This is a genomic window from Veillonella sp. AS16, assembly GCF_000517785.1.
In the GTDB taxonomy this organism is placed as follows: domain Bacteria; phylum Bacillota; class Negativicutes; order Veillonellales; family Veillonellaceae; genus Veillonella; species Veillonella denticariosi.
Genome location: NZ_AZYX01000007.1, coordinates 639,039 through 659,272, shown reverse-complemented (window position 1 = coordinate 659,272; position 20,234 = coordinate 639,039). Strand labels below are relative to the sequence as shown.

At 44.1% G+C, this 20,234-nt stretch carries 21 protein-coding genes; 20 read left to right on the top strand and 1 reads right to left on the bottom strand.

The genetic code is table 11. From position 1 onward, the window contains the following. The first annotated feature begins 41 nt into the window (after positions 1-41). The 7 genes from HMPREF1521_RS03235 (at position 42) to pyrR (ending at position 5,733) form a co-directional block, all read left to right on the top strand. Positions 42-1,163, top strand: coding sequence for a sodium ion-translocating decarboxylase subunit beta (locus HMPREF1521_RS03235; protein ID WP_038115718.1), 1,122 nt, complete (start codon positions 42-44; stop codon positions 1,161-1,163). 195 nt (positions 1,164-1,358) lie between these two features. Beyond that, positions 1,359-1,616: a hypothetical protein gene (locus HMPREF1521_RS03230; RefSeq protein WP_038115716.1), complete on the top strand. Its 258-nt coding sequence runs from the start codon at positions 1,359-1,361 to the stop codon at positions 1,614-1,616. 38 nt (positions 1,617-1,654) lie between these two features. After that, positions 1,655-2,956, top strand: a complete 1,302-nt coding sequence (locus HMPREF1521_RS03225; protein ID WP_038115713.1) for an SLC13 family permease — start codon at positions 1,655-1,657, stop codon at positions 2,954-2,956. A gap of 426 nt (positions 2,957-3,382) precedes the next feature. After that, positions 3,383-3,547, top strand: a complete 165-nt coding sequence (locus HMPREF1521_RS08875; RefSeq protein ID WP_005386021.1) for a DUF362 domain-containing protein — start codon at positions 3,383-3,385, stop codon at positions 3,545-3,547. Positions 3,548-3,687: 140 nt separating this feature from the next. Then, on the top strand, positions 3,688-4,125 hold the full coding sequence (gene lspA / locus HMPREF1521_RS03220; RefSeq protein ID WP_038115710.1) for a signal peptidase II: 438 nt from the start codon (positions 3,688-3,690) through the stop codon (positions 4,123-4,125). A gap of 3 nt (positions 4,126-4,128) precedes the next feature. Beyond that, positions 4,129-5,052, top strand: a complete 924-nt coding sequence (locus tag HMPREF1521_RS03215) for an RluA family pseudouridine synthase (protein WP_038115708.1) — start codon at positions 4,129-4,131, stop codon at positions 5,050-5,052. 159 nt (positions 5,053-5,211) lie between these two features. Continuing rightward, entirely contained in the window at positions 5,212-5,733 is a 522-nt protein-coding gene (gene pyrR, locus HMPREF1521_RS03210) for a bifunctional pyr operon transcriptional regulator/uracil phosphoribosyltransferase PyrR (RefSeq protein WP_038115706.1), read from the top strand. Between the two features lie 107 nt (positions 5,734-5,840). Here the strand turns inward: pyrR and HMPREF1521_RS03205 are convergent, their stop codons facing one another. Beyond that, on the bottom strand, positions 5,841-7,037 hold the full coding sequence (locus HMPREF1521_RS03205) for a nucleotidyltransferase family protein (RefSeq protein ID WP_038115704.1): 1,197 nt from the start codon (positions 7,035-7,037) through the stop codon (positions 5,841-5,843). A 138-nt stretch (positions 7,038-7,175) separates the two neighbouring features. Here HMPREF1521_RS03205 and HMPREF1521_RS03200 point away from each other — a divergent pair, with 138 nt between their 5' ends. The 13 genes from HMPREF1521_RS03200 (at position 7,176) to HMPREF1521_RS03135 (ending at position 20,189) form a co-directional block, all read left to right on the top strand. Beyond that, positions 7,176-7,739: a hypothetical protein gene (locus HMPREF1521_RS03200; protein ID WP_038115703.1), complete on the top strand. Its 564-nt coding sequence runs from the start codon at positions 7,176-7,178 to the stop codon at positions 7,737-7,739. A 3-nt stretch (positions 7,740-7,742) separates the two neighbouring features. After that, a complete protein-coding gene (locus tag HMPREF1521_RS03195) occupies positions 7,743-8,948 on the top strand; it encodes an acetate/propionate family kinase (RefSeq protein ID WP_038115702.1) in 1,206 nt (401 codons plus the stop codon). A 178-nt stretch (positions 8,949-9,126) separates the two neighbouring features. Continuing rightward, positions 9,127-9,729: a hypothetical protein gene (locus HMPREF1521_RS03190; RefSeq protein WP_038115700.1), complete on the top strand. Its 603-nt coding sequence runs from the start codon at positions 9,127-9,129 to the stop codon at positions 9,727-9,729. Between the two features lie 27 nt (positions 9,730-9,756). After that, positions 9,757-10,323, top strand: coding sequence for a nucleoside triphosphate pyrophosphatase (locus tag HMPREF1521_RS03185; protein WP_038115697.1), 567 nt, complete (start codon positions 9,757-9,759; stop codon positions 10,321-10,323). 33 nt (positions 10,324-10,356) lie between these two features. Continuing rightward, positions 10,357-11,055 carry a DNA repair protein RadC gene (gene radC / locus HMPREF1521_RS03180; protein WP_038115693.1) on the top strand — a complete coding sequence of 233 codons (699 nt, stop codon included), beginning with the start codon at positions 10,357-10,359 and terminating at the stop codon, positions 11,053-11,055. A 161-nt stretch (positions 11,056-11,216) separates the two neighbouring features. Continuing rightward, complete coding sequence (locus HMPREF1521_RS03170; protein WP_038115688.1) at positions 11,217-12,254, top strand: rod shape-determining protein; 1,038 nt, start codon at positions 11,217-11,219, stop codon at positions 12,252-12,254. A gap of 1 nt (position 12,255) precedes the next feature. Then, on the top strand, positions 12,256-13,173 hold the full coding sequence (mreC, locus tag HMPREF1521_RS03165) for a rod shape-determining protein MreC (RefSeq protein WP_038115686.1): 918 nt from the start codon (positions 12,256-12,258) through the stop codon (positions 13,171-13,173). After that, the gene (gene mreD / locus HMPREF1521_RS03160) at positions 13,170-13,661 is read left to right on the top strand and encodes a rod shape-determining protein MreD (protein WP_038115682.1); all 492 of its coding nucleotides are present in this window, start codon (positions 13,170-13,172) and stop codon (positions 13,659-13,661) included. Before mreC ends, mreD begins: the two co-directional genes overlap by 4 nt. 15 nt (positions 13,662-13,676) lie before the next feature. Next, on the top strand, positions 13,677-15,572 hold the full coding sequence (gene mrdA / locus HMPREF1521_RS03155) for a penicillin-binding protein 2 (protein WP_051435735.1): 1,896 nt from the start codon (positions 13,677-13,679) through the stop codon (positions 15,570-15,572). 1 nt (position 15,573) lies between these two features. Continuing rightward, positions 15,574-16,497: a P-loop NTPase gene (locus HMPREF1521_RS03150; protein WP_038115678.1), complete on the top strand. Its 924-nt coding sequence runs from the start codon at positions 15,574-15,576 to the stop codon at positions 16,495-16,497. An 8-nt stretch (positions 16,498-16,505) separates the two neighbouring features. After that, positions 16,506-17,609: a rod shape-determining protein RodA gene (gene rodA / locus HMPREF1521_RS03145; RefSeq protein WP_038115677.1), complete on the top strand. Its 1,104-nt coding sequence runs from the start codon at positions 16,506-16,508 to the stop codon at positions 17,607-17,609. A 29-nt stretch (positions 17,610-17,638) separates the two neighbouring features. Further along, positions 17,639-19,522, top strand: a complete 1,884-nt coding sequence (locus tag HMPREF1521_RS03140) for a TIGR03960 family B12-binding radical SAM protein (protein ID WP_038115674.1) — start codon at positions 17,639-17,641, stop codon at positions 19,520-19,522. Next, positions 19,494-20,189 (top strand): TIGR03936 family radical SAM-associated protein, encoded by a 696-nt coding sequence (locus tag HMPREF1521_RS03135; RefSeq protein WP_038115672.1) that lies wholly within the window; start codon positions 19,494-19,496, stop codon positions 20,187-20,189. Before HMPREF1521_RS03140 ends, HMPREF1521_RS03135 begins: the two co-directional genes overlap by 29 nt. Positions 20,190-20,234: the final 45 nt, after the last annotated feature.

Here is a 20,234-nt window from a genome sequence, read left to right as displayed (position 1 = left end):
CGTCATAAAAACAATTTTATATTTATGAAAGGGGAACAAATATGGAGGCTTTTGCTGTTGCGATACAATCCGTTATTAATGATAGCGGTTTTCTCGCATTTGAACTAGGCAATGCTATAATGATCCTTGTTGGGTTAATTCTACTATATTTAGCATTTGCAAAAGAGTTTGAACCATTATTGTTGGGTCCGATTGCTTTTGGTTGTTTGCTTGCAAACATTCCTCGTAACGGTTTTGAAGAAGGCGTTATGGCACTTATCAGTGCGGGTATTTCCCAAGAAATCTTCCCACCACTAATTTTTCTTGGCGTAGGTGCCATGACTGACTTCGGTCCGTTAATTGCGAACCCTAAAACATTGTTATTAGGTGCTGCCGCACAAATCGGTGTATTCGTAGCTCTTGGTGGCGCAATGACTTTGGGCTTTACCGTACAAGAAGCTGCCGCTATCGGTATCATCGGTGGTGCAGACGGTCCTACATCTATCTATTTGGCTGCTAAATTAGCGCCACATTTATTAGGTGCTATCGCGGTTGCAGCATATTCCTATATGTCCTTGGTACCGTTGATTCAACCTCCGGTAATGAAATTATTTACTACTAAAAAAGAACGTGAAATTGTGATGGAACAATTGCGTGAAGTAACGCGATTTGAAAAAATCGTATTTCCAATTGTTGCGACGATTTTCATTTCTTTATTGCTTCCTTCCATTACATCCTTGTTAGGCATGTTGATGTTAGGTAACTTGTTCCGTGAATCCGGTGTAACGGATCGTTTGTCCGATACATCTCAAAATGCGTTGATCAATACCGTTACCATTTTCTTGGCAACAGGTACTGGGTTAACGATGAGTGCGGAACACTTCTTAAGTACTCAAACAATCTTGATTATTGGCTTAGGTCTGGTTGCATTTATCGGCGGTACTGCTGGTGGCGTATTGTTTGGTAAATTGATGAGCTTAGTCGATGGCGGTAAAACAAACCCACTTATTGGTTCGGCCGGTGTATCCGCAGTTCCAATGGCGGCTCGCGTATCCCAAGTAGTTGGTGCTAAAGCTAATCCTGCAAATTTCTTGCTCATGCATGCTATGGGGCCGAACGTAGCAGGTGTTATCGGTACAGCTGTAGCGGCAGGTACAATGCTTGCTATGTTGTCCACTCATTAATAATTTAATAATTATTCACCAAGGTGTGCCTACTCAGGTACACCTATTGGTGAATTAAAATTAGCCTGATTGTATGTAAACATACAATATTTTGGTATACGGCAATAAATGCTATCGTCAGATCGGTCATTAAGTGGTGAACAAGAACTCACAAAATAACCTTCCGGTGCTTTTTATATAGTAGAGGTGGTCATCTTGTTATCTGTAGAATTGAAAATACTGATTTGTTTTGTATGGGCGTTTATTGTTTTTTTTATTACTGCACTGATCATCGGTGCTGAAGGCAAAGCTAAATGGTTTCAGCGGAGAACTAAATATTCTTGGTTTAATCGCCGCGGTTTTCTTGGCGAAACTTTATTCTTTGGGTATCCTAAAACACGAGAGGGGTGTGGGATTACTTTTTTGATGGCCTCTGTCATTGGTGTCGTAGGTTATATTTTATATCTCTTATAATTATGTCAGTGCATTTCTCTGAAGGGAGATGATGATGTATGGGTACTGCAGAACAAACCTTAATCGTCCTTGCAGTTATGGCTGTCTTATTCGTTACGGAAATTATTCCACTGGCGATTACTTCTTTAGGCGGTGCAATTACTTTAGGCCTTATGGGTATTATTACTCCTAAGGTTGTATTTTCTGGTTTATCTGATAGTACAGTTGTGTTGTTTGCAGGTATGTTTGTTGTTGGTGCTGCATTATTCTACACTGGTTTGGCTCAAAAAATTGGGGAAACCGTAGTATCTCATGCAGGTACTAGCGAAAATGGCTTAATGCTTGCTATCATGCTTGTAACAGCTACCATGTCCGCATTCTTATCTAATACAGGTACAACAGCTGCATTACTTCCTGTAGTTGTCGGTATCTGTGCTGTTGCTAAGATTCCTGCATCTCGCCAGTTGATGCCGTTAGCATTCGCTGCAGGCATTGGTGGTATCATTACAATGGTTGGTACACCACCTAATATCATTGTAAGTGGTACATTATCTAAATTTGGCATTGAACCATTTGGTTTCTTTGAGTTTGCTTGGATTGGTATTCCTTTGACTATTGCTACTATCGTATTCATGATGCTTATTGGTAAACATTTATTACCTAAACATGAAATTACTGATGCCGGTGATGTAGAACAAGAAGTAGCTGCTGAAGATATTTCTAACGATCCTAAGAAACAATTGTTCTCCGGACTTATTCTTTTAGGTGTAATCCTTGCCATGATTTTAGGCGAACCATTGAAAGAACACTTTGGTATTAACTTACCGTTGAGCATGGTTGCCGTTATCGGTGCAATGCTTTGCGTATTAACTGGTTGTTTGAATGAAAAACAAGCTTACACATCTATTGATTGGGTAACAATTTTCTTGTTTGCCGGTATGATGCCAGTGGCAACTGCACTTGATCAATCTGGTGCAGGTAAAATGATTGCTGATGCAGTAATTGGCGTTATGGGTTCCGATCCTAGTCCATACTTTGCAACAGGCGTATTGTTTATTTTGTCTTGTGTTATGACGCAATTTATGTCTAATACCGCATCTTGTGCATTATTGGCTCCTATCGGTATCTCCATTGCTCAAGGTATGGGTGCTGATCCTCATGCTGTATTGATGGCTATCGGCGTTGCCGCATCCTGCGCATTCGGTACACCTGTAGGTACACCTCCAAATACATTAGTACTTGGTCCTGGTCAATACAAATTTACTGACTATGTAAAAGCCGGCGTTCCATTGATTTTAGTTTGCTTCGTAGTAAGCTTAATTATTATTCCAATGGTATGGCCTTTCTTCCCTGGTAAATAAGGGAATTGTTATTCTACTATATGAGCACATACGAGGTCGAATCGTGAGATTTGACCTCGTTTTTATATGTAAATTTCTATTTTTAATTTAAAAATATTGCTTTTGATCTTATTAATATGATAATGAATATTGATAGTTATATTCCTATTAATATGATTCGTATTTTGATTAAATGATAATAAATGAATTCTCAATTACTCTGTTTCTATTTGAAAAATATAATTGAAAAAATATATCAATATAAAGATTGTGCTAGTTCTTATATGATAAAAATGAAAGGCGAGTATGTATAAAAAGATTTTGATTTATCTCATTTTCATTTGACTTTCAATTATTATTGTGTGATAATGAGAATATAAGTAAGGCAAGTGCCTTTTTAAATGATAATAAAAGTTTTAATCTATATTTTTTATGGAGGTCTTAATCATGAGAGTTATTGCTGATGGTTGCATTAAATGTGGTTCTTGCGCATCTGTTTGCCCGGTTTCCGCTATTTCTGAAGGCGAAACTAAATATGAAATCAACGATACTTGCATCGACTGCGGTTCTTGCGAATCCGTTTGCCCAGTATCCGTAATTTCCGCTGAGTAATCACAAATGAACTGGCCCCTCGTAGAGGGGCTTTTTTATTTTGCCTAAAATAGAGTAACTTAGTATAATATGACTATTAAGATATATTGATTATTTAAATGTATTGATGAATTATAAAGTTATTGTAAGGGAGTCGACCTTTGTTTTATATTGTATTTATTCTTTGGCTTGCATTGGATCAATGGAGCAAATCTTATGTGATGAATCATTTTTTATTAGGTGAATCTCTGTCGGTAATACCTAATGTATTTCACTTGACTTTTATTATTAATCGCGGGGCCGCTTTTGGGATGTTGGCGAATCAACGTTGGTTCTTTCTGTTGGTAGCCATTGTGTTGGTAGCCGTGTGTATGTATTATTGGAAACGTTTATCTAAAGGGCCGTTGGCATTACGTGTAGGTGCCGCTTTATTGACGTCTGGTGCTGTTGGCAACGGTATAGATCGATATGTGCTGCATGGGGTGGTTGACTTTTTTGATTTTCGCGTGTGGCCTATTTTTAATGTTGCGGACATCGGAATTTGCATAGGTGTCATTCTGGTTTTATATTATCTAATAACAACTCATACAGAGGAGTAATATATGAACGAATTTATTGTAACTGCCGAACAGGAAGGCATGCGATTAGATGTATTTTTGACGGAACGCTTGGAAGGCTCTCGCAGTTATATTCAGAATCTTATCAAATCCGGACATGTGACGGTAGGTGATAAGCTGGGAAAAGCAAATTTACGTCTTTCAGCTGATGCCGTGATATATGTAGAGATACCTGAGCCGGAATCTGTTGAGGTGAAACCTGAGGATATCCCGGTGGATTATCTTTATGAGGATCATGATATTATTATCATCAACAAGCCGAGAGGCATGGTGGTTCATCCGGCCGTAGGTAATTATTCAGGCACGTTGGTGAATGCGTTACTCTTTCACTGCAAAGATTTATCCGGTATTAATGGTGAAATCAGACCGGGCATCGTACATCGTTTAGATAAAGATACATCCGGTGTTATGATGGCTGCTAAAAATGATGCCGCACATATTGGTTTAGCGGAACAGGTGAAAGCTCATTCGGCAAAGAGAACTTACTTGGCTTTGGTGCAGGGGAATATTGTAGAAGAGAAGGGGACAATTAAAGCCCCCATAGGGCGACACCCGAAGGATCGTATGAAGATGGCCGTTGTGTTTGAAAACAGTAAGGATGCGGTGACGCATTTTAGAGTGTTGGAGCGATATGGTCATCAGACCTTGGTGGAATGCAATTTGGAAACGGGGCGGACTCATCAGATTCGCGTTCATTTTGCACATATTGGGCACCCGGTGGTAAATGATCCGTTTTACGGATATCGTCGTATGGACTTTCCTATTAATGGACAGGCGTTACATTCCCGTACTCTGGATATTAAACATCCAATTACCGGTGCACCCATGCATTTTGAGGCACCTGTGCCGGAAGATTTTGCGGCTTGCTTGGAATTTGCAAAGACTTATCGTGAAAGTAAATTTAAATAGTTGAAATAGATATAAGTGCTGCAGTGCAGCTAAGATGTACTTTCAAATACTTTGTATAATGAATAGCAGGATGTAGAATTTTAATAGCGGAATTTGATTTTGATAGAATAGATGAATTTTATAGAATAGATGACAGTTAGTTAATGTGGGGTGCTGTGTATGGAAAAGAAACGGTTATTGATGGACCAGGATGCCATTATGCGTGCCGTCCGTCGAATCAGTCATGAGATTCTTGAGAGAAATAAGGGGCTGTCTAATGCTCTTATTGTAGGTATCGAGCGTCGTGGCGTTATCTTGGCGAAGCGCTTGCAAGAGGAAATCGAACGCATTGAAGGCGTTCATATCGATTGTGAGTCTCTCAATGTGGCAATTTATCGTGATGACCGAGATGCACGACGCAAGGAGGGTGAACCCTGTACCATTGATACGACGGAAAAAACCATCATTCTCGTAGATGATGTGCTGTATACGGGGCGCACCATACGGGCCGCGTTAAATGCGCTTATGACGGCCGGGCGACCTAGGTCGATTCAGTTGGCTGTCCTCGTCGATCGGGGTCATCGGGAATTACCTGTACGCGCTGATTATGTGGGAAAAAATATTCCTACATCTCATCTTGAAAGCGTTCGTGTTGCCGTAAAGGAACTGGATGGTGAAGAAGGGGTCACAATACAGGAATAACCTGTATTGTGACCCCTTTTTAGATAATAGTTTCCGGTAATATTTCTTAATGTTAATTGTATTTAGTATTATTTGATTTAATAGTCATATAATTTGGTATATATCATTTATCGGATATACTGCGGTGTGTACGTGTAGTCCGTATGCCCCTTACGCATTGACGGATTATGGAAACATAGACTCTGCATGTCTGTCGCAATCGTATCGATGTGATGCATTGCTCTTCCGAAATCTGAAAGTAGGGCGGGCGCTTTGGCCCATTTTTGAATGATTGGAATGGTATATTCCTGTTGCAGCCATTGGCGCCCTCTGTCGTTGAATGCTAATAGGCGGGCGTATTGCGGGCCTTGTTTCTGGCTTTCACGAAGTAATGGTTTAGTTATCCCCAGTGCAAGGTAAGCGCCCATTCGTTGGAGACGGGCATAGGTATAGCGTTTGGATTTTATTGTATCGATACTTTCTTTCCACGTCGGTTGGAGTGCCGCTCTGGCCCAGAGGGATTCAATTCCTTCGCTAAAGTCGCCGAAGGCGGAGAGTGCTTCCGGTGTCATGCGGCGACTCAATGTATGGAGCATGTCTTCGTAACGTGTATAGTCTACGTAATGCCCTTGTTGAATCTGTTGCTGTATATCGCCGGATATAGTCGCCGGTATGTGGTTTATAATGGACTCGCCTTCGGTAACAGCTCGTCGTAAAGCCGTTCCGGACGGGAGGTTTTGATTTATCGACGTTGCATGATGATCGGAGGTTCGTAAAATCGGAAGATACTGAAGGCCTTTATGGTAGGTGAGCGCCGCACGTATATATTCGAGCCCTAATACGGCATTGGGTGAACTGATTATATCGTCGATATATGTATTTTGATATTGCATCAATGCTTTTCGCAGAGCCGAGCTGTAGGATAAACCCTTTTGCATATAGGTGTGCAGAGATGTTTGTGTGCTTTCAGAGTCAATACGTTGTGCCGTCTCCTGAAAGGCCGCAAGATTCGTCGTTTCCGCACCGAATGAGAGGGTATCGATAGCAAGTGCCTTTACCATGCGGATGGCACCGGTCGCAAAATATTGCGCACTGCCGAGAGAAAATAGAGCAGGGAGTTCAATGACAACATCGGCGCCGTTACAAACGGCCCAGCGGGCACGGTCGAATTTTGAAAATAGAGCCGGTTCACCGCGTTGAACAAAGGCACCGCTCATGATACAGATGAGCAATGATTGAGGCGACTGTTTTGTCAGTATATGCAGTTGATGCGCATGTCCATTGTGAAACGGATTATATTCGCAGATGATGCCGATTGTATTCATAGGGACTCCTTTCATTAGTGTTAGTGTAGCAAAGGGAAGAGGTGCTGTAAATAGGGGGAATCTGCAAGTTTAGTATAGATTTTATTTGTCTGATAAGCTATAATTAACTGTAAATGCTGAATTGATGTGAGGTATATGATGAAAGAACAATGGAAACGTACATTACGGGGTGCCTTATTGGGTGCTGCGCTATTGGCGATGGCCGGCTGTGGCTCCACAAATGTGATGGATACTTATAGTTTTGGTCATCAAGTTATCCGCGCAGGTCAGTCTGAGATTACAATTGCTCTGCCTTATGAAATGGGTAAAAGCACAAAAAATATGACTGATGATGGATACCCTATCGATATTTACGGTTCCGTAACGGAACATATGGTCATAGAGGTTGAAGCATTGCGTGCCGGAGTGAATAAGCCTTTGCCTACGGTGGATGAACAAATCAACCGCAGCAAGACGGAATTTGCTAATTTAGGCGCCACAATCAAGGAAGAGTCCGTACAGCTGGAAGGTGCGACAGCGAAGAAGCTGGATGTCACTTACTCGGCACAGGGACAAACATTTAGTTTTTCTCAATACGTATTCATGGATCATGACGTATTGTGGAATATTGTCTACCAGTATCCTGCTCAGGATCAGGTAGGGGCTGATATCAGCAAAGAAATTAAAGATAAGATTCAAGTTACGCAACAGAAAGAGGGTTAATCGATGAACGTATTAGTAGTTAACTGCGGTAGTTCTTCTTTAAAGTATCAATTACTTGATATGAGCACTGAAACGGAATTGGCAAAGGGGCTATTTGAAAAAATTGGCGATCAGGACGCTATTTTTACTCATAAACGTCCTAATGCGGACAAATTGGAACGCGTTGAACCGATTTTGAACCATAAAGAAGCACTTCGCATTTTGCTAGATATTTTAGTTGATGCTGAATATGGTGTTATTTCTTCCATGGATGAAATCGATGCTGTAGGTCACCGTGTAGTACACGGCGGTGAAAAATTTGCGGATTCCGTATTGATTACACCGGCAGTAATGGAAGCGTTGGAAGAATGTGCTTCTCTTGCACCGTTGCATAACCCGCCAAACATTCAAGGTATTGAAGCTTGTGAAGCTATCATGCCGAATGTACCTCAAGTTGCTGTATTCGATACGGCATTCCATCAAACGATGCCAAAAGAAGCATATATGTATGCGCTTCCTTACTCTTATTATGAAGATTACGGCATTCGTCGTTACGGCTTTCATGGTACATCCCATAAATATGTGGCACAACGTTGTGCGGAATTAATGGGTAAACATATGACCGATCTTCGTATCATCACATGTCACTTGGGTAACGGTTCCTCCGTGGCTGCTATTAAAGGCGGTCGTTCCATCGACACTACAATGGGCTTCACTCCATTGTCCGGTTTGATCATGGGTACTCGTACAGGTGATATTGACCCTGCTATCGTTCCGTTCTTGATGGAAAAAACAGGCATGACCTATGAAGAAATCGATAGAGTTATGAATAAAGAATCCGGTGTATTGGGCATTTCCGGTGTGTCCAATGACTTCCGCGTTATCGAAGAAGCGGCTGCTAACGGTAATAAACGCGCACAATTGGCATTGAACATGTTCCACTACAAAGTTCGTCGTGTAATCGGTGCCTTTGCTGCTGTTATGGGCGGTGTAGATGCTATCATCTTTACTGCAGGTATCGGGGAAAACGGTATCGGTAACCGCGATGCGATCTGTAACGGTTTGGAATACTTAGGTACTCGTATTGATTCTGAACGCAATAATGTTCGCGGTAAAGAACAGGAAATCAGTGCTGAAGGTTCCAAGGTAAAAATCTTCGTAATTCCTACAAACGAAGAAATCATGATTGCCCGTGATACTCAATGTATTACGGCGGCATTGAAAAAATAATATTAGTGCAGTGCGCAAAAAATAATATTATTTCGCATCTGGACTAGGTGACTATTAGTGTCAATAGAAACCCGTTTATATCTTTGATATAGACGGGTTTTTGTAGTTTTTATACATAGAATACCTTATAATAGTATCTATAGTCAGACGATATTGATTTACACATAAGGGGTTAACTATGAAAGTTTTATATGAAGAGCGATCACAGCGTGCTAAGAGTGCGGAGTTACTGGTAACATTATTTGTTTTTCTATTGGTGTGTGCCATGGCGTATACCACATATCGCAGTATTACTTTGCACACGGTTCTGATAGCGGAGTATTTTATTGAGATTGCGGCCATCATCGTTATGGTAAAGCAGGCGATCAGCCGATATACATATATTTTGACGGATTCCAAATTGATTATTGATGAATCGTCTATATTCAGAAAGCGCCATTTTGAAGTGGAGTACGATATGATTGACGGTGTGTTCAAATTTGAACGGGAATTATTGACGAACTTGAGGTATCGTTATAAATATAGAAAATGCTCCACCTCGGATCCTCGTCCAATCTGGTCATTGGTGTACTCTATCGTAAATGGTAAGAAGGTGCAATATGGACGGCTTCTGCTCAAGGCGGATGACCGTTTTTTTGAGATATTAAGCGAATACGTGGCCGGTCGAGTGCGGGTGCCGCAGGAGGATGTTGTTTTTTATGCGACTGTACGGGCTGATGCGGTTAAGCATGGCGAAGACGTACAGGAATATTATAAAAAATTAATTGCACCTGAAGAGTGATGAAAACAGCGTTATAGAGAGGTCTGTATGGCAGAATTATATTTAGCGAGTCAATCGCCGCGAAGAACGGAATTGTTGACACAGGTCGGCATTGATCACATTGTGGTATCCAGCACCTATGAGGAACCTAATGAGGGCTATGAGAATCCTACGGAGATGGTAAAAGCGCAGGCCCTTGGTAAGGCCCGTTGTGCAGTCGATGTTCCTGATGACGGCTTCGTGCTCGGAGCGGACACAATCGTCGTTCTCGATGGCGATGTACTGGGTAAGCCTCACAATGAGGATGAGGCGCGGCTCATGTTGCAACGACTGTCGGGGAGAGTTCACTCCGTCATAACCGGTGTGGCATTGCTGGTGAAAGGAAAAGAGCGGGTCTTTCACAATGAGACCAAGGTGTATTTTAAAAGTTTAGCCCCTTTTGAAATTGAATCCTATATTGCCAGTGGGGAGCCCATGGATAAGGCCGGTGCATACGGCATTCAGGGAAAGGGCGCTCTGTGGGTGGAAAAGATTGAAGGTTCATATACGAATGTAGTCGGCCTGCCTGTGGAGCAGGTATACAATGTATTATGCGAGATGCTTGGCGCGAAATAAGGTAGGTATTATCTATGAGAATGGAGAGAGTTTATGGAAGTACCAACGGTAAGTGTTAAGGATATGTTACCCTTTCAACGGCCTCGAGAAAAGTTTTTAACTCTTGGACCGTCGCATATGGATATTGAGGAATTATTAGCCATTTTACTGAGGTCCGGTGTGAAAGGGCAGTCGGCTCTTACATTGGCTCACGATATTGTGGAGTCCTTTGATGACGGTATTTACGGATTGAATCGCATGACCGTAAAGAACCTGATGAAGATTAAAGGCATCGGAGCGGATAAGGCTGTCACCATTTGTGCCGCATTGGAGCTGGGACGACGGTTAGGCGAATTGAAAATCAAGGCTACGTACGAAGATTTTTCTCAGCCCTTTGTCATTGCTCAATATGTGATGGAACGCCTTCGCCATGAGGAGGAGGAACATGTGTGGGCGGCCATGTTGACGTCGCGCAATAAACTCATTCAGCTTGAGCGGATTTCTAACGGAGGCCTGGCGTCGAGCCTTGTAGAACAGCGAACCGTATTCCGCAAGGCGATTGCCTGTAATGCGGCGGCGATCATTTTGATTCACAACCATCCGTCCGGTGACAGTCGCCCCAGCGATGATGATATACGGCTGACGAAATTATTTATCAGCGCAGGTCAATTTATGGGGATTCCCGTACTGGATCATATTGTCATCGGAGATAATGAGTTTACGAGCCTCAGCGAAATCGGTAAACTCAGCTAGGATAAGTTATGTCCTTAGAGCGCCTACACATCTGTGTAGGCGTTTTATGTTTCCTCCCAATTAGTGGCTTATCATTCCTCTGTATAGGTGTTTTGTGTTTCCCTAATCTGCTGTTGATATGGTAAAATGTAATGATGATGTAATGAAGGAGAATAAGCATTATGAGTTCCATTTTACCTTCTCTGGGAAGAGACGTAAGTATAGATATAGGTAGCATCCAGACGCGTTTAATGGGCGGAACCCGTGAGTCTGTCATCAGTGAGCCTTCCATTGTGGCTACAGATGCAAAACAGCAGAAAATCGTAGCCGTCGGGGATGAGGCGGACCGTATCGTGCGACGTATGCCCGATATGTGGAGACCGTTGACGCCTCTGAAAGACGGCTTTATCGTCGATTATCGTGTTATGCATACGATGTTAAAGTATTTTCTCCATAAAGTTTCCAACACCTTGCGGTTGTCCCGTGTTCTCGTCGGCGTACCGTGCGGCATGACGGACGTAGAGCAACGGGCCATGATGGATGCGGTTATGCAAGCAGGGGCGCGAGAGGTGTTTCTCATTGAACGTCCTGTAGCGGCCGCTATCGGTTGTGGATTACCGATTTTTGACGCCCGCGGTTCCATGGTGATAGATATCGGTGGCGGCACCACGGATATCGGCATCATGTCGCTGGGGGGCATCGTGAACAGCAAGACGATTCGCTTCGGCGGTTCAGATATCAATACAGCTTTGTTGCGATATATCCGTCAGTGCTTTGGCGTCATGGTATCCGATGAAACCATTATGGATCTTAAACATTCTATCGGGACGGCTATTGCGCCGCTGGAGGATTCGGAATATGTCTTTCAGGGCCGTGACATGATGAACGGCTTGGGTCGTCGTTGTGTGATTCATCAATCCGAGGTATATCAGGTAATTAATGATTCCTTGCAAGGTCTTTTAGATGAAATCAAGCAGATTATCCGTCAGGCGGCACCTGAAATCGTAGCGGATATCATGCAATATGGTCTTTGGCTTACCGGAGGAACCGCACAGCTGGAGGGACTTTCACAACGAATCGGAACGGAATTGGGCGTGCCCGTTCATGTGCCTGAATTACCGGAAGTAAAGGTTGTTACGGGATTGCACGGCGCCACATCCGATTTAGTAGGTGTGTCGCGTTTTATTGTAAATTCAAAGAATAGAAAGGGCCGGGACTAGTATGATACAGTCGGATCGTAAGTTAATTATCGTCGTAGTTATCAGCTGTATTCTCTTGGCTTTATTGGGATTTGCATGGAAGCAGCGAACCAGTATTCCCTTTGTTACCGTTACCTTAGAGGGGATTACCACTCCGTTCGCGTATGGTTCTGCTCGAATGCTGGCGGGCATACAGACTGGCATCCAGGTTATCGATGATGCTATACATTCGACCTCTGAAAGTGAGGAGGAGGCTGCGCGCAAGGCCGCTTTAGAGCAAAAGGTGGTCAATTACGATGAAGTGGTTGCGGAAAATATCCGCCTTCGACAGTTGCTTGATTATAAGAGCAGTCATTCCGAATTCACCATGACTTTAGCGGGAATCATTACGAAGGATTATGGTACGTGGACCAATACTTTCACCATCGATAAAGGTAGTGAGGACGGTATAGACGTGAATATGGCCGTGGTTGTGCCGAGCGGTGTCGTAGGGTTCATTACCGATGTCTATCCTCATTCGGCAAGGGTTCAGACGATTTTGGATCCGCGCAGTGCCATCGGTATTCTCGTGCAGAGACCGGAGTCTCGATTGTCGGGTGTTGTAAAAGGTAACGGTAACGCACCGGGAACGCCGACGATGGTCAATATTGCGCGCGACGGAGACGTGTTGGTAGGCGATAAGCTCGTTACCTCCGGTTATGGCGGCATTTATCCGAAAGGATTGCCGGTAGGCAATGTGATGTCCATAGAAAACGATTCGGAAGGATTTGTTAAAAATGCGGTCATCAGTCCGAGTGTGGATTTTCATCGTTTAGAGGAGGTATTCATCATCACTTCGTCATCTGTGAGCGCACCTACAAAGCCGGGCTTAGAGACTAAATTAGTGCCTCAGACTCAGCGCGATCAGGTGGAAGGGGCAAAGGGGGCTATTAAACCATGATCCGGTTAGCCTTACTGTTAAGTGGATTTTTAATATATTTTATTCAGGCTCAGTTGTTGCCGGCTATATTTCATACGAACTGGCTGCCGAATCTCATTTTGACAACCGTCGTTATGATTACGCTATTTAAAGGACGACGCATGGGGCTTGTATCCGCCGTTGTTGGCGGGCTGGTGCATGATGTGCTGATTTCCAATTTTTTTGGACTTCATTTATTTCCCTATGTCATCGTCGTGTATATATTGTCTTTTGTGAAGCATCGTCTGTATGAAGAACGTTGGTACTGGTCCAGCTGTATTGTAGCTGTCTGTACAGTCCTGGACGGACTGATTCGATTCTTTATGATTTGGGGCAGCGGTGGAGATATTTATTTCTGGTCATACTTGTGGCATATGATTATTCCGACTCTTCCTTGGAATGCTTTGATGGCGGCTGCTTTGCATGCATTCTTGCGTCCTAAGGAGGAACAGCAGGATTATATTTGGTGATGAGGGGGTGAAAGAGTGCTTGAAGGCCTCTATAAACGGAAAAAAACGAGTCGCTTTGATGTACTCTTTTACATCATAACCGGTATATTTATCATATTGGGACTGCGACTGCTGGATTTACAGATTTTGGAGGGCGGCTATTATCAGGCGAAGGCGGAAGGCAACCGGCTTCGTATGGTGCCCATGACTGCCGCACGGGGCTTGATGTATGATCGAAACGGTCAGATCCTTGTCGGCTCAAGACCGGCCTACACCATATCCATTATGCCTACTGGTAAGGCTCTTGATGATGGAGAAGTGGCGCGATTAGCCGCCTTACTCAATAAAAATCCTGAGGAAATCAAGAAGAAAGTTAATGATCATAAATCCGGTTACGAACCGATCAGAATCGCCAGCGATATATCTATGGATGTAGTTACCACCATTGAAGAGCATCGTCATGAATTGCCGGGCGTTACCATTGATGTAGAGCCGCTTCGCTATTATCCGTATGAGACGATGGCGGCCCAGCTGTTCGGCTACGTAGGTGAGGTCAGTGAAGAGGAACTGGACGAATTGAAGGCGAAAGATCCGAATTCTTCCGTTACGAGCGGTACTATATTGGGGCGTTCGGGGTTGGAAAAACTGTACGATAATATCCTGCGCGGGACCGATGGCGGAAAGCAGCTGGAGGTCGATGCGACAGGACGGCCTGTTGCAGAGGTCGATCGGAAACATACGGTACCGGGCTCCAATATTCACCTCACCATTGATGTGAATCTGCAGAAGGCTGCAGAGGAAGCCGTTAATAATCAGTTGGCACAGCTGCAGGCGCAGGGAATTCCGGCTCAGGGGGCTGCTGTGGTTGCCCTAGATCCCAATACGGGCGCCGTACTGGCTATGGTAAGTAATCCGGAATTCAATCCGAACTGGTTTGCCAAGGGGATCACATCCGCCCAATGGAATCAGTTGAATAGTGATAAGAAACATCCTTTTGATAATAAGGTTATATCCGGCGAGTATCCGCCGGGGTCTCCTTTCAAAATCATTACGGGGGCGGCCGCATTGGATCTGAAGAAGGTTACACCGGATGAGATGATTTTTGACAGCGGGCGCCATTGGCTCATCGATAAGCGCAATGCGGAAGGTGAGGCTCTGGGGTGGTTAAACTTTAATAATGCTCTTGCAAAATCGGATAATGTGTATTTCTATGAAATGGGTAATCGCGTCGGTATTGAAAATCTTGATAAATATGCTCGTTATTTCGGCTTAGGTGAGAAAACGGGCATAAATCTGGTCGGTGAAGCGGCCGGCAATATGGCTAATCCGGAATATAAGCGGAAGGTATTTGACCAGGACTGGTACTTGGGGGAAACCTTTGACGCCGCTATCGGACAATCGTTTACCTTGGTAACTCCGTTACAGATGGCGGTAGTTATGAGCGAGGTCGCAAACGGAGGTATTCGTTATCGGCCGTATGTAGTGAGTCGTATCGATAATTCGGACGGTACGCCGAAGGAGGTTTTCGGACCGGAAAAATTGGGCGTATTACCGATTCAGAAAAATGTTATGGATCTCATTCGCGAAGGCCTTCGGGATGTTACTAATGAAGGCGGTACGGCGGGTGCCTTATTTAAAGGTTTTCCTGTGGACGTAGCGGGCAAGACGGGGACGGCGGAAAATGCTCATGGCCGAGATCATGGCTGGTTTGTCGCTTATGCACCGTATGATAAGCCTCGTATCGTCGTGGTGGCGCTTGTGGAGCAAGGCAGTTTCGGTGCCGGTTCTGCAGGGCCTATCGTGCGAGATATATTGGCGGCATACTTTCACGTAAACTTGAATAATACATCTAATGATGGAAATAAGAAAAATACGTCTCAAGAACAGAATCGTTTAAATACTGTAAATACTATACAACCAAGAAAGGAATAATATGGGCGAAATCATCGGTGTCGTATCCGGCAAAGGCGGCGTTGGGAAAACGACCGTTACCGCCTGTCTGGGTGCGGCTTTAAGTAATGCAGGGCATCGCGTACTGCTCTGCGATGGAGATTTTGGATTACGCGATTTGGATCTCGTATTAGGCGTGGCGGATGAAGTGTTTTATGACGCTTTGGATGCGAGTGAACATAAGGAATATGCAGATGACGCCATATTACCTATCGGTGATAATCTGGATTTTCTGCCGGCCAGTCAAAAACTTCGCTGGGAAGATATGGGACGAAAGAAGTATAAGAAACTCATTAAATATTTAGCTGACAGATATGATTATGTCCTCATTGATGCGCCTGCCGGAATCGGTAAGGGAATTGAGTCGATTCTCGAGTTGGTGAATCGCTGTATTGTAGTGACTCATCCGTTATGGGTGTCGTTGCGCAATGGAGCGCGCATGATTCAAGTTTGTGAGGAAGCTAATATCCGGGACCATGTAGTCGTATTTAATTCGGTGCCTACGGATGATGCGGACATTAATCTGTACGATATGTTGGATGTGATCCGGTCCGAATATGTAGGGGCTATGATTCCGTATGATGAAAAGGTCTTGCGGTATACACAGAATGGAACATTATTTGATCTGCTTCGTACGGATGCGGCCGATTTATTAAAACCTTTGGTGGATTATGTTATTTCAGGAAATACCTGGGATGAACAGGATATACTGGACCGATTTAATGCATATGCTGAAAAACGGAGAAGAGCTAAAGAGCTCACGCCTATGTCGACGTTGGCATCTTCCGGCAATACCATTTTTGAAGGTAATCGGCCGGTTCGCTATATTAATCGCAACGGTTGGACTACGCAGCGCCTTGTTTTAGACGCCAAACAAAGCTTGTGGCGCCGAATTAAGCTCAAATAGGTGATACGATGTGGCAAAAAATTTGGACTCATAGCGACTGGACAATCATAATTTGTACGGTTCTGCTTGTAAGCATCGGTTTGACCGCTGTAGGCAGTGCTACCCATGTCAATCAGGAGGCGCTCAGTTTTAACAGTCTTGTGGTAAAGCAACTGCTTTTCTTCGTGGCAAATGTGGCTGTAGTTATAGGAATGCAGTTTTTTGATTATCATCGTCTTAAAAACTGGGGCAATATGATTTATGCCTTCACGCTCATTATGCTGCTGGCCGTAATGATCGCCGGTACATCGGCGTTAGGGGCGCAGCGGTGGATTCAGATCGGGCCTATAACCTTGCAACCGTCGGAATTTTCTAAATTACTCATGATTATCTGTATGGCCAAGATGCTGGAGCCTCGTATTAATCATTTAAATACCTTTAAATCGCTGCTGGTTCCCGTGATATATGTAGGGATTCCCATTTTCCTCGTATTCTTACAACCTGACCTGGGAACATCACTCGTATATATCGCTATTTTCGGAGGCATGCTTTTTATTGCGGGAATTCGAGTTCGGCTCATTCAAATTATCGTCGGATTAGGCGTACTGTTGCTGCCTTTGGTCTGGTTTATTCTGAAAGATTACCAAAAACAGCGTATCCTCGTGTTTTTTAATCCCGATATAGATCCTTTCGGATCCGGTTATCATATAATCCAATCGAAGATAGCCATCGGGTCCGGCATGATTTTAGGCAAGGGTGTCTTTAACGGGACCCAAAGTCAATTGAACTTTCTGCCGGAAAATCATACGGATTTTATTTTTTCCGTTATCGGCGAGGAATTCGGATTTGTAGGATGTATCATTGTTTTGGCGTTATTATTCATGCTCATTTATCGCAGTATACGCATCGCGTATACCTGCAATGATACATTTGGAATGTTACTGGCGACAGGCATCGGCGCTATGTTGAGCTTTGAGGTTCTCGTCAACGTGGGGATGACTATCGGCATTATGCCTGTAACTGGCATTCCTTTACCGTTCCTCAGCTACGGTGTCAGTGCGCTGACCACTAATATGTTGAGTATAGGTTTGTTGCTGAATATCTCCATGCAGCGAACTAAATATATATTTTAATTGAAAGAAGGCTTTCAGCCGGAGGATGTATGATTGAATTAGATACGTCATGGCTGCAGCACGTACAGAAACCGGCTCGATATACGGGCGGTGAGTATAACAGTATCGTGAAAGATCACAGTACGGTAGCTGTAACCATGGCACTGGCATTTCCTGATGTTTACGAAGTGGCCATGAGCCATTTGGGAATAAAAATTTTATACGGTCTCGTGAATCGTCGTGAAGACGCCGTAGCGGAGCGTGTATTCGCTCCGTGGCATGATATGGAGGAAGAAATGCGCAAGCGCAATATTCCTCTATTTTCATTGGAAACGAGGACACCGATCAGGGATTTTGATGTGTTAGGATTTACACTTCAATACGAGATGAGCTTCACCAATATTCTTAATATGTTGGATTTGGCGGGAATTCCGATGTATGCCAAAGATCGTGACATGGATTTTCCGTTGCTTGTTACGGGAGGTCCATGTGCTTTTAACGTGGAACCGTTGGCGGATTTCTTTGATATTGTCTCGTTAGGTGAATCGGAAGAGTGGAGCGATGAATTTATTGACCTCTTTAAGTCCGAAAAAGCGAAAGGCTTTCCTGGCGGTAAGGAGGCATTCCTCAGAAAGGTTGCAAAAATTCCCGGTACGTATTGTCCCGCACTGTATAAGGTGGACTATACGGAATCCGGTGATTTTAAGTCGATTACACCGCGCTTTGATGACGTGCCCGCAACCATTGAAAAACGGATTATTGAAGATGTGGAACACGTATTTTATCCGACGAAACCGGTGGTACCGTTCCTCGATATCGTTCATGACCGAGCTGTACTGGAACTGTTTCGCGGCTGTACGCGCGGCTGTCGCTTCTGCCAGGCGGGGATGCTGTATCGACCTGTGCGTGAAAAAACGCCGGAGCGGTTATTGGAAATCGCAAAGGAAACAATTGCCAACACAGGTTATAATGAAGTTTCCCTGATGAGTTTGAGTTCCGCCGATTACTCTAAATTGCCGGAACTCGTGGATATGCTCATGGAGGAATTTAAGGATAAACAGGTGAGCGTCAGCTTACCGTCGTTGCGCATCGACAGCTTTTCCATAGATATCGCCAAAAAGGTGCAGCAGGTCCGCAAGAGCGGTCTCACCTTTGCACCGGAAGCGGGTACTCAGCGCATGCGTGATGTTATCAATAAAGGTGTCAGTGAGGAAGATCTCCTGGCGGCCTGTACGAATGCTTTCAAATCGGGCTGGAATACGGTTAAACTGTATTTCATGATGGGATTGCCTACTGAAACTGACGAAGATTTAGCGGGCATCGCCGATCTTGCATATAAGGTCCTCGATCTGCACCGCGATATTACGGGTAAACGCAACGGTTCCGTAACGGTCAGCGTTTCCTTCTTCGTGCCGAAGACGCATTCGCCGTACCAATGGTATGGACAACAGGATGTGGAGGAAATTCATCGCAAGCAGCGTTATCTGAAATCTCTCATCAATAATCGCAATATCTCCTATCACTACCATGACGGTTATACCGGTTATATGGAGGCCGCATTTGCCCGCGGGGATAGACGACTGTCCGGCGTCCTCGTGGAAGCGTGGAAATTAGGGTGTAAATTTGACGGATGGACGGAATTTTTCAATTATGAAACATGGTTGAAAGCTTTCGAAAACTGCGGCCTTGATCCGGCATACTATGCACGTCGTACCCGTGACTTTGATGAAGCTTTGCCGTGGGATCATCTGGACTCCACCGTGAGCAAGGCGTTCTTGAAGCGTGAATGGGAACAGGCTGTTGATGCGAAGTTGACCGGCGATTGTCGTCGTGCTCCGTGCAGGGGCTGTAATGTATGTCCTGAATTAAATACGGCGATTATTGATTATAAGGAGGGTGGCAGAGTTGAAAAAGTTACGTTTGGCCTTACATAAAGGTGAAGAATTACGATTTTTGTCACATCTCGACTATGCTCAGGCTGTTGAGCGCATGATTCGTCGCGCCGAAATCAAGATGGCCTATTCGGAAGGGTTTAATCCGCATATGAAAATCAGCTTTTCCTCCGCTCTGGCACTAGGTGTGACCGCTACAGCGGAATACATCGACATGGATGTACTTGAGGATGACAGTCTGAATTCTATTATGGAACGATTAAACCGCGTGGCGCCTCCGGGCCTTGAGGTATTGGACGGTAAAGAAATGCCTGACAAGGTTAAGAAGATGATGGCTATCTGTAATTACGCCGTTTATGAAGTTACGGGTCCAGTAACGGATGTATATGCGGATTGGGATACATTGCTCAAACCTTTTAACGAGGCCGCTGAAATTTCTTATGAAAAGGTGACGCCTAAGAAAACCCGTACTATTGACGTAAAACATTTTGTGAAAGAGCCGATTACGGCCGTGATGAACGGTGACCAGGTGACCCTGCGCATGGGTATCGGCGTATATCCGGAAGGCACTATCAAGCCGAGTGAGGTGTGGAACCTCGGTAAGGATCAATTCAACTGGCCTATTACGACGGGATATGAAATCCATAGAAAAGCAATTATGGTGGAAAATGATGAGGGGCGCTTTACGCCGTTGGAGATCAATTACTGAATTTCTGACTAATAGTCATATAGTTTTTATTAATAGTATTTTTAG

What these genes read in the sequence shown, in the direction of transcription:
- HMPREF1521_RS03235 (WP_038115718.1), top strand. Translation starts at nt 42, where the DNA reads ATGGAGGCTTTTGCTGTTGCGATACAATCCGTTATTAATGATAGCGGT.
- HMPREF1521_RS03225 (WP_038115713.1), top strand. Translation starts at nt 1,655, where the DNA reads ATGGGTACTGCAGAACAAACCTTAATCGTCCTTGCAGTTATGGCTGTC.
- HMPREF1521_RS08875 (WP_005386021.1), top strand. Translation starts at nt 3,383, where the DNA reads ATGAGAGTTATTGCTGATGGTTGCATTAAATGTGGTTCTTGCGCATCT.
- HMPREF1521_RS03215 (WP_038115708.1), top strand. Translation starts at nt 4,129, where the DNA reads ATGAACGAATTTATTGTAACTGCCGAACAGGAAGGCATGCGATTAGAT.
- pyrR (WP_038115706.1), top strand. Translation starts at nt 5,212, where the DNA reads ATGGAAAAGAAACGGTTATTGATGGACCAGGATGCCATTATGCGTGCC.
- HMPREF1521_RS03205 (WP_038115704.1), bottom strand. Translation starts at nt 7,037, where the DNA reads ATGAATACAATCGGCATCATCTGCGAATATAATCCGTTTCACAATGGA.
- HMPREF1521_RS03200 (WP_038115703.1), top strand. Translation starts at nt 7,176, where the DNA reads ATGAAAGAACAATGGAAACGTACATTACGGGGTGCCTTATTGGGTGCT.
- HMPREF1521_RS03195 (WP_038115702.1), top strand. Translation starts at nt 7,743, where the DNA reads ATGAACGTATTAGTAGTTAACTGCGGTAGTTCTTCTTTAAAGTATCAA.
- HMPREF1521_RS03190 (WP_038115700.1), top strand. Translation starts at nt 9,127, where the DNA reads ATGAAAGTTTTATATGAAGAGCGATCACAGCGTGCTAAGAGTGCGGAG.
- HMPREF1521_RS03185 (WP_038115697.1), top strand. Translation starts at nt 9,757, where the DNA reads ATGGCAGAATTATATTTAGCGAGTCAATCGCCGCGAAGAACGGAATTG.
- radC (WP_038115693.1), top strand. Translation starts at nt 10,357, where the DNA reads ATGGAAGTACCAACGGTAAGTGTTAAGGATATGTTACCCTTTCAACGG.
- HMPREF1521_RS03170 (WP_038115688.1), top strand. Translation starts at nt 11,217, where the DNA reads ATGAGTTCCATTTTACCTTCTCTGGGAAGAGACGTAAGTATAGATATA.
- mreC (WP_038115686.1), top strand. Translation starts at nt 12,256, where the DNA reads ATGATACAGTCGGATCGTAAGTTAATTATCGTCGTAGTTATCAGCTGT.
- mreD (WP_038115682.1), top strand. Translation starts at nt 13,170, where the DNA reads ATGATCCGGTTAGCCTTACTGTTAAGTGGATTTTTAATATATTTTATT.
- HMPREF1521_RS03150 (WP_038115678.1), top strand. Translation starts at nt 15,574, where the DNA reads ATGGGCGAAATCATCGGTGTCGTATCCGGCAAAGGCGGCGTTGGGAAA.
- rodA (WP_038115677.1), top strand. Translation starts at nt 16,506, where the DNA reads ATGTGGCAAAAAATTTGGACTCATAGCGACTGGACAATCATAATTTGT.
- HMPREF1521_RS03140 (WP_038115674.1), top strand. Translation starts at nt 17,639, where the DNA reads ATGATTGAATTAGATACGTCATGGCTGCAGCACGTACAGAAACCGGCT.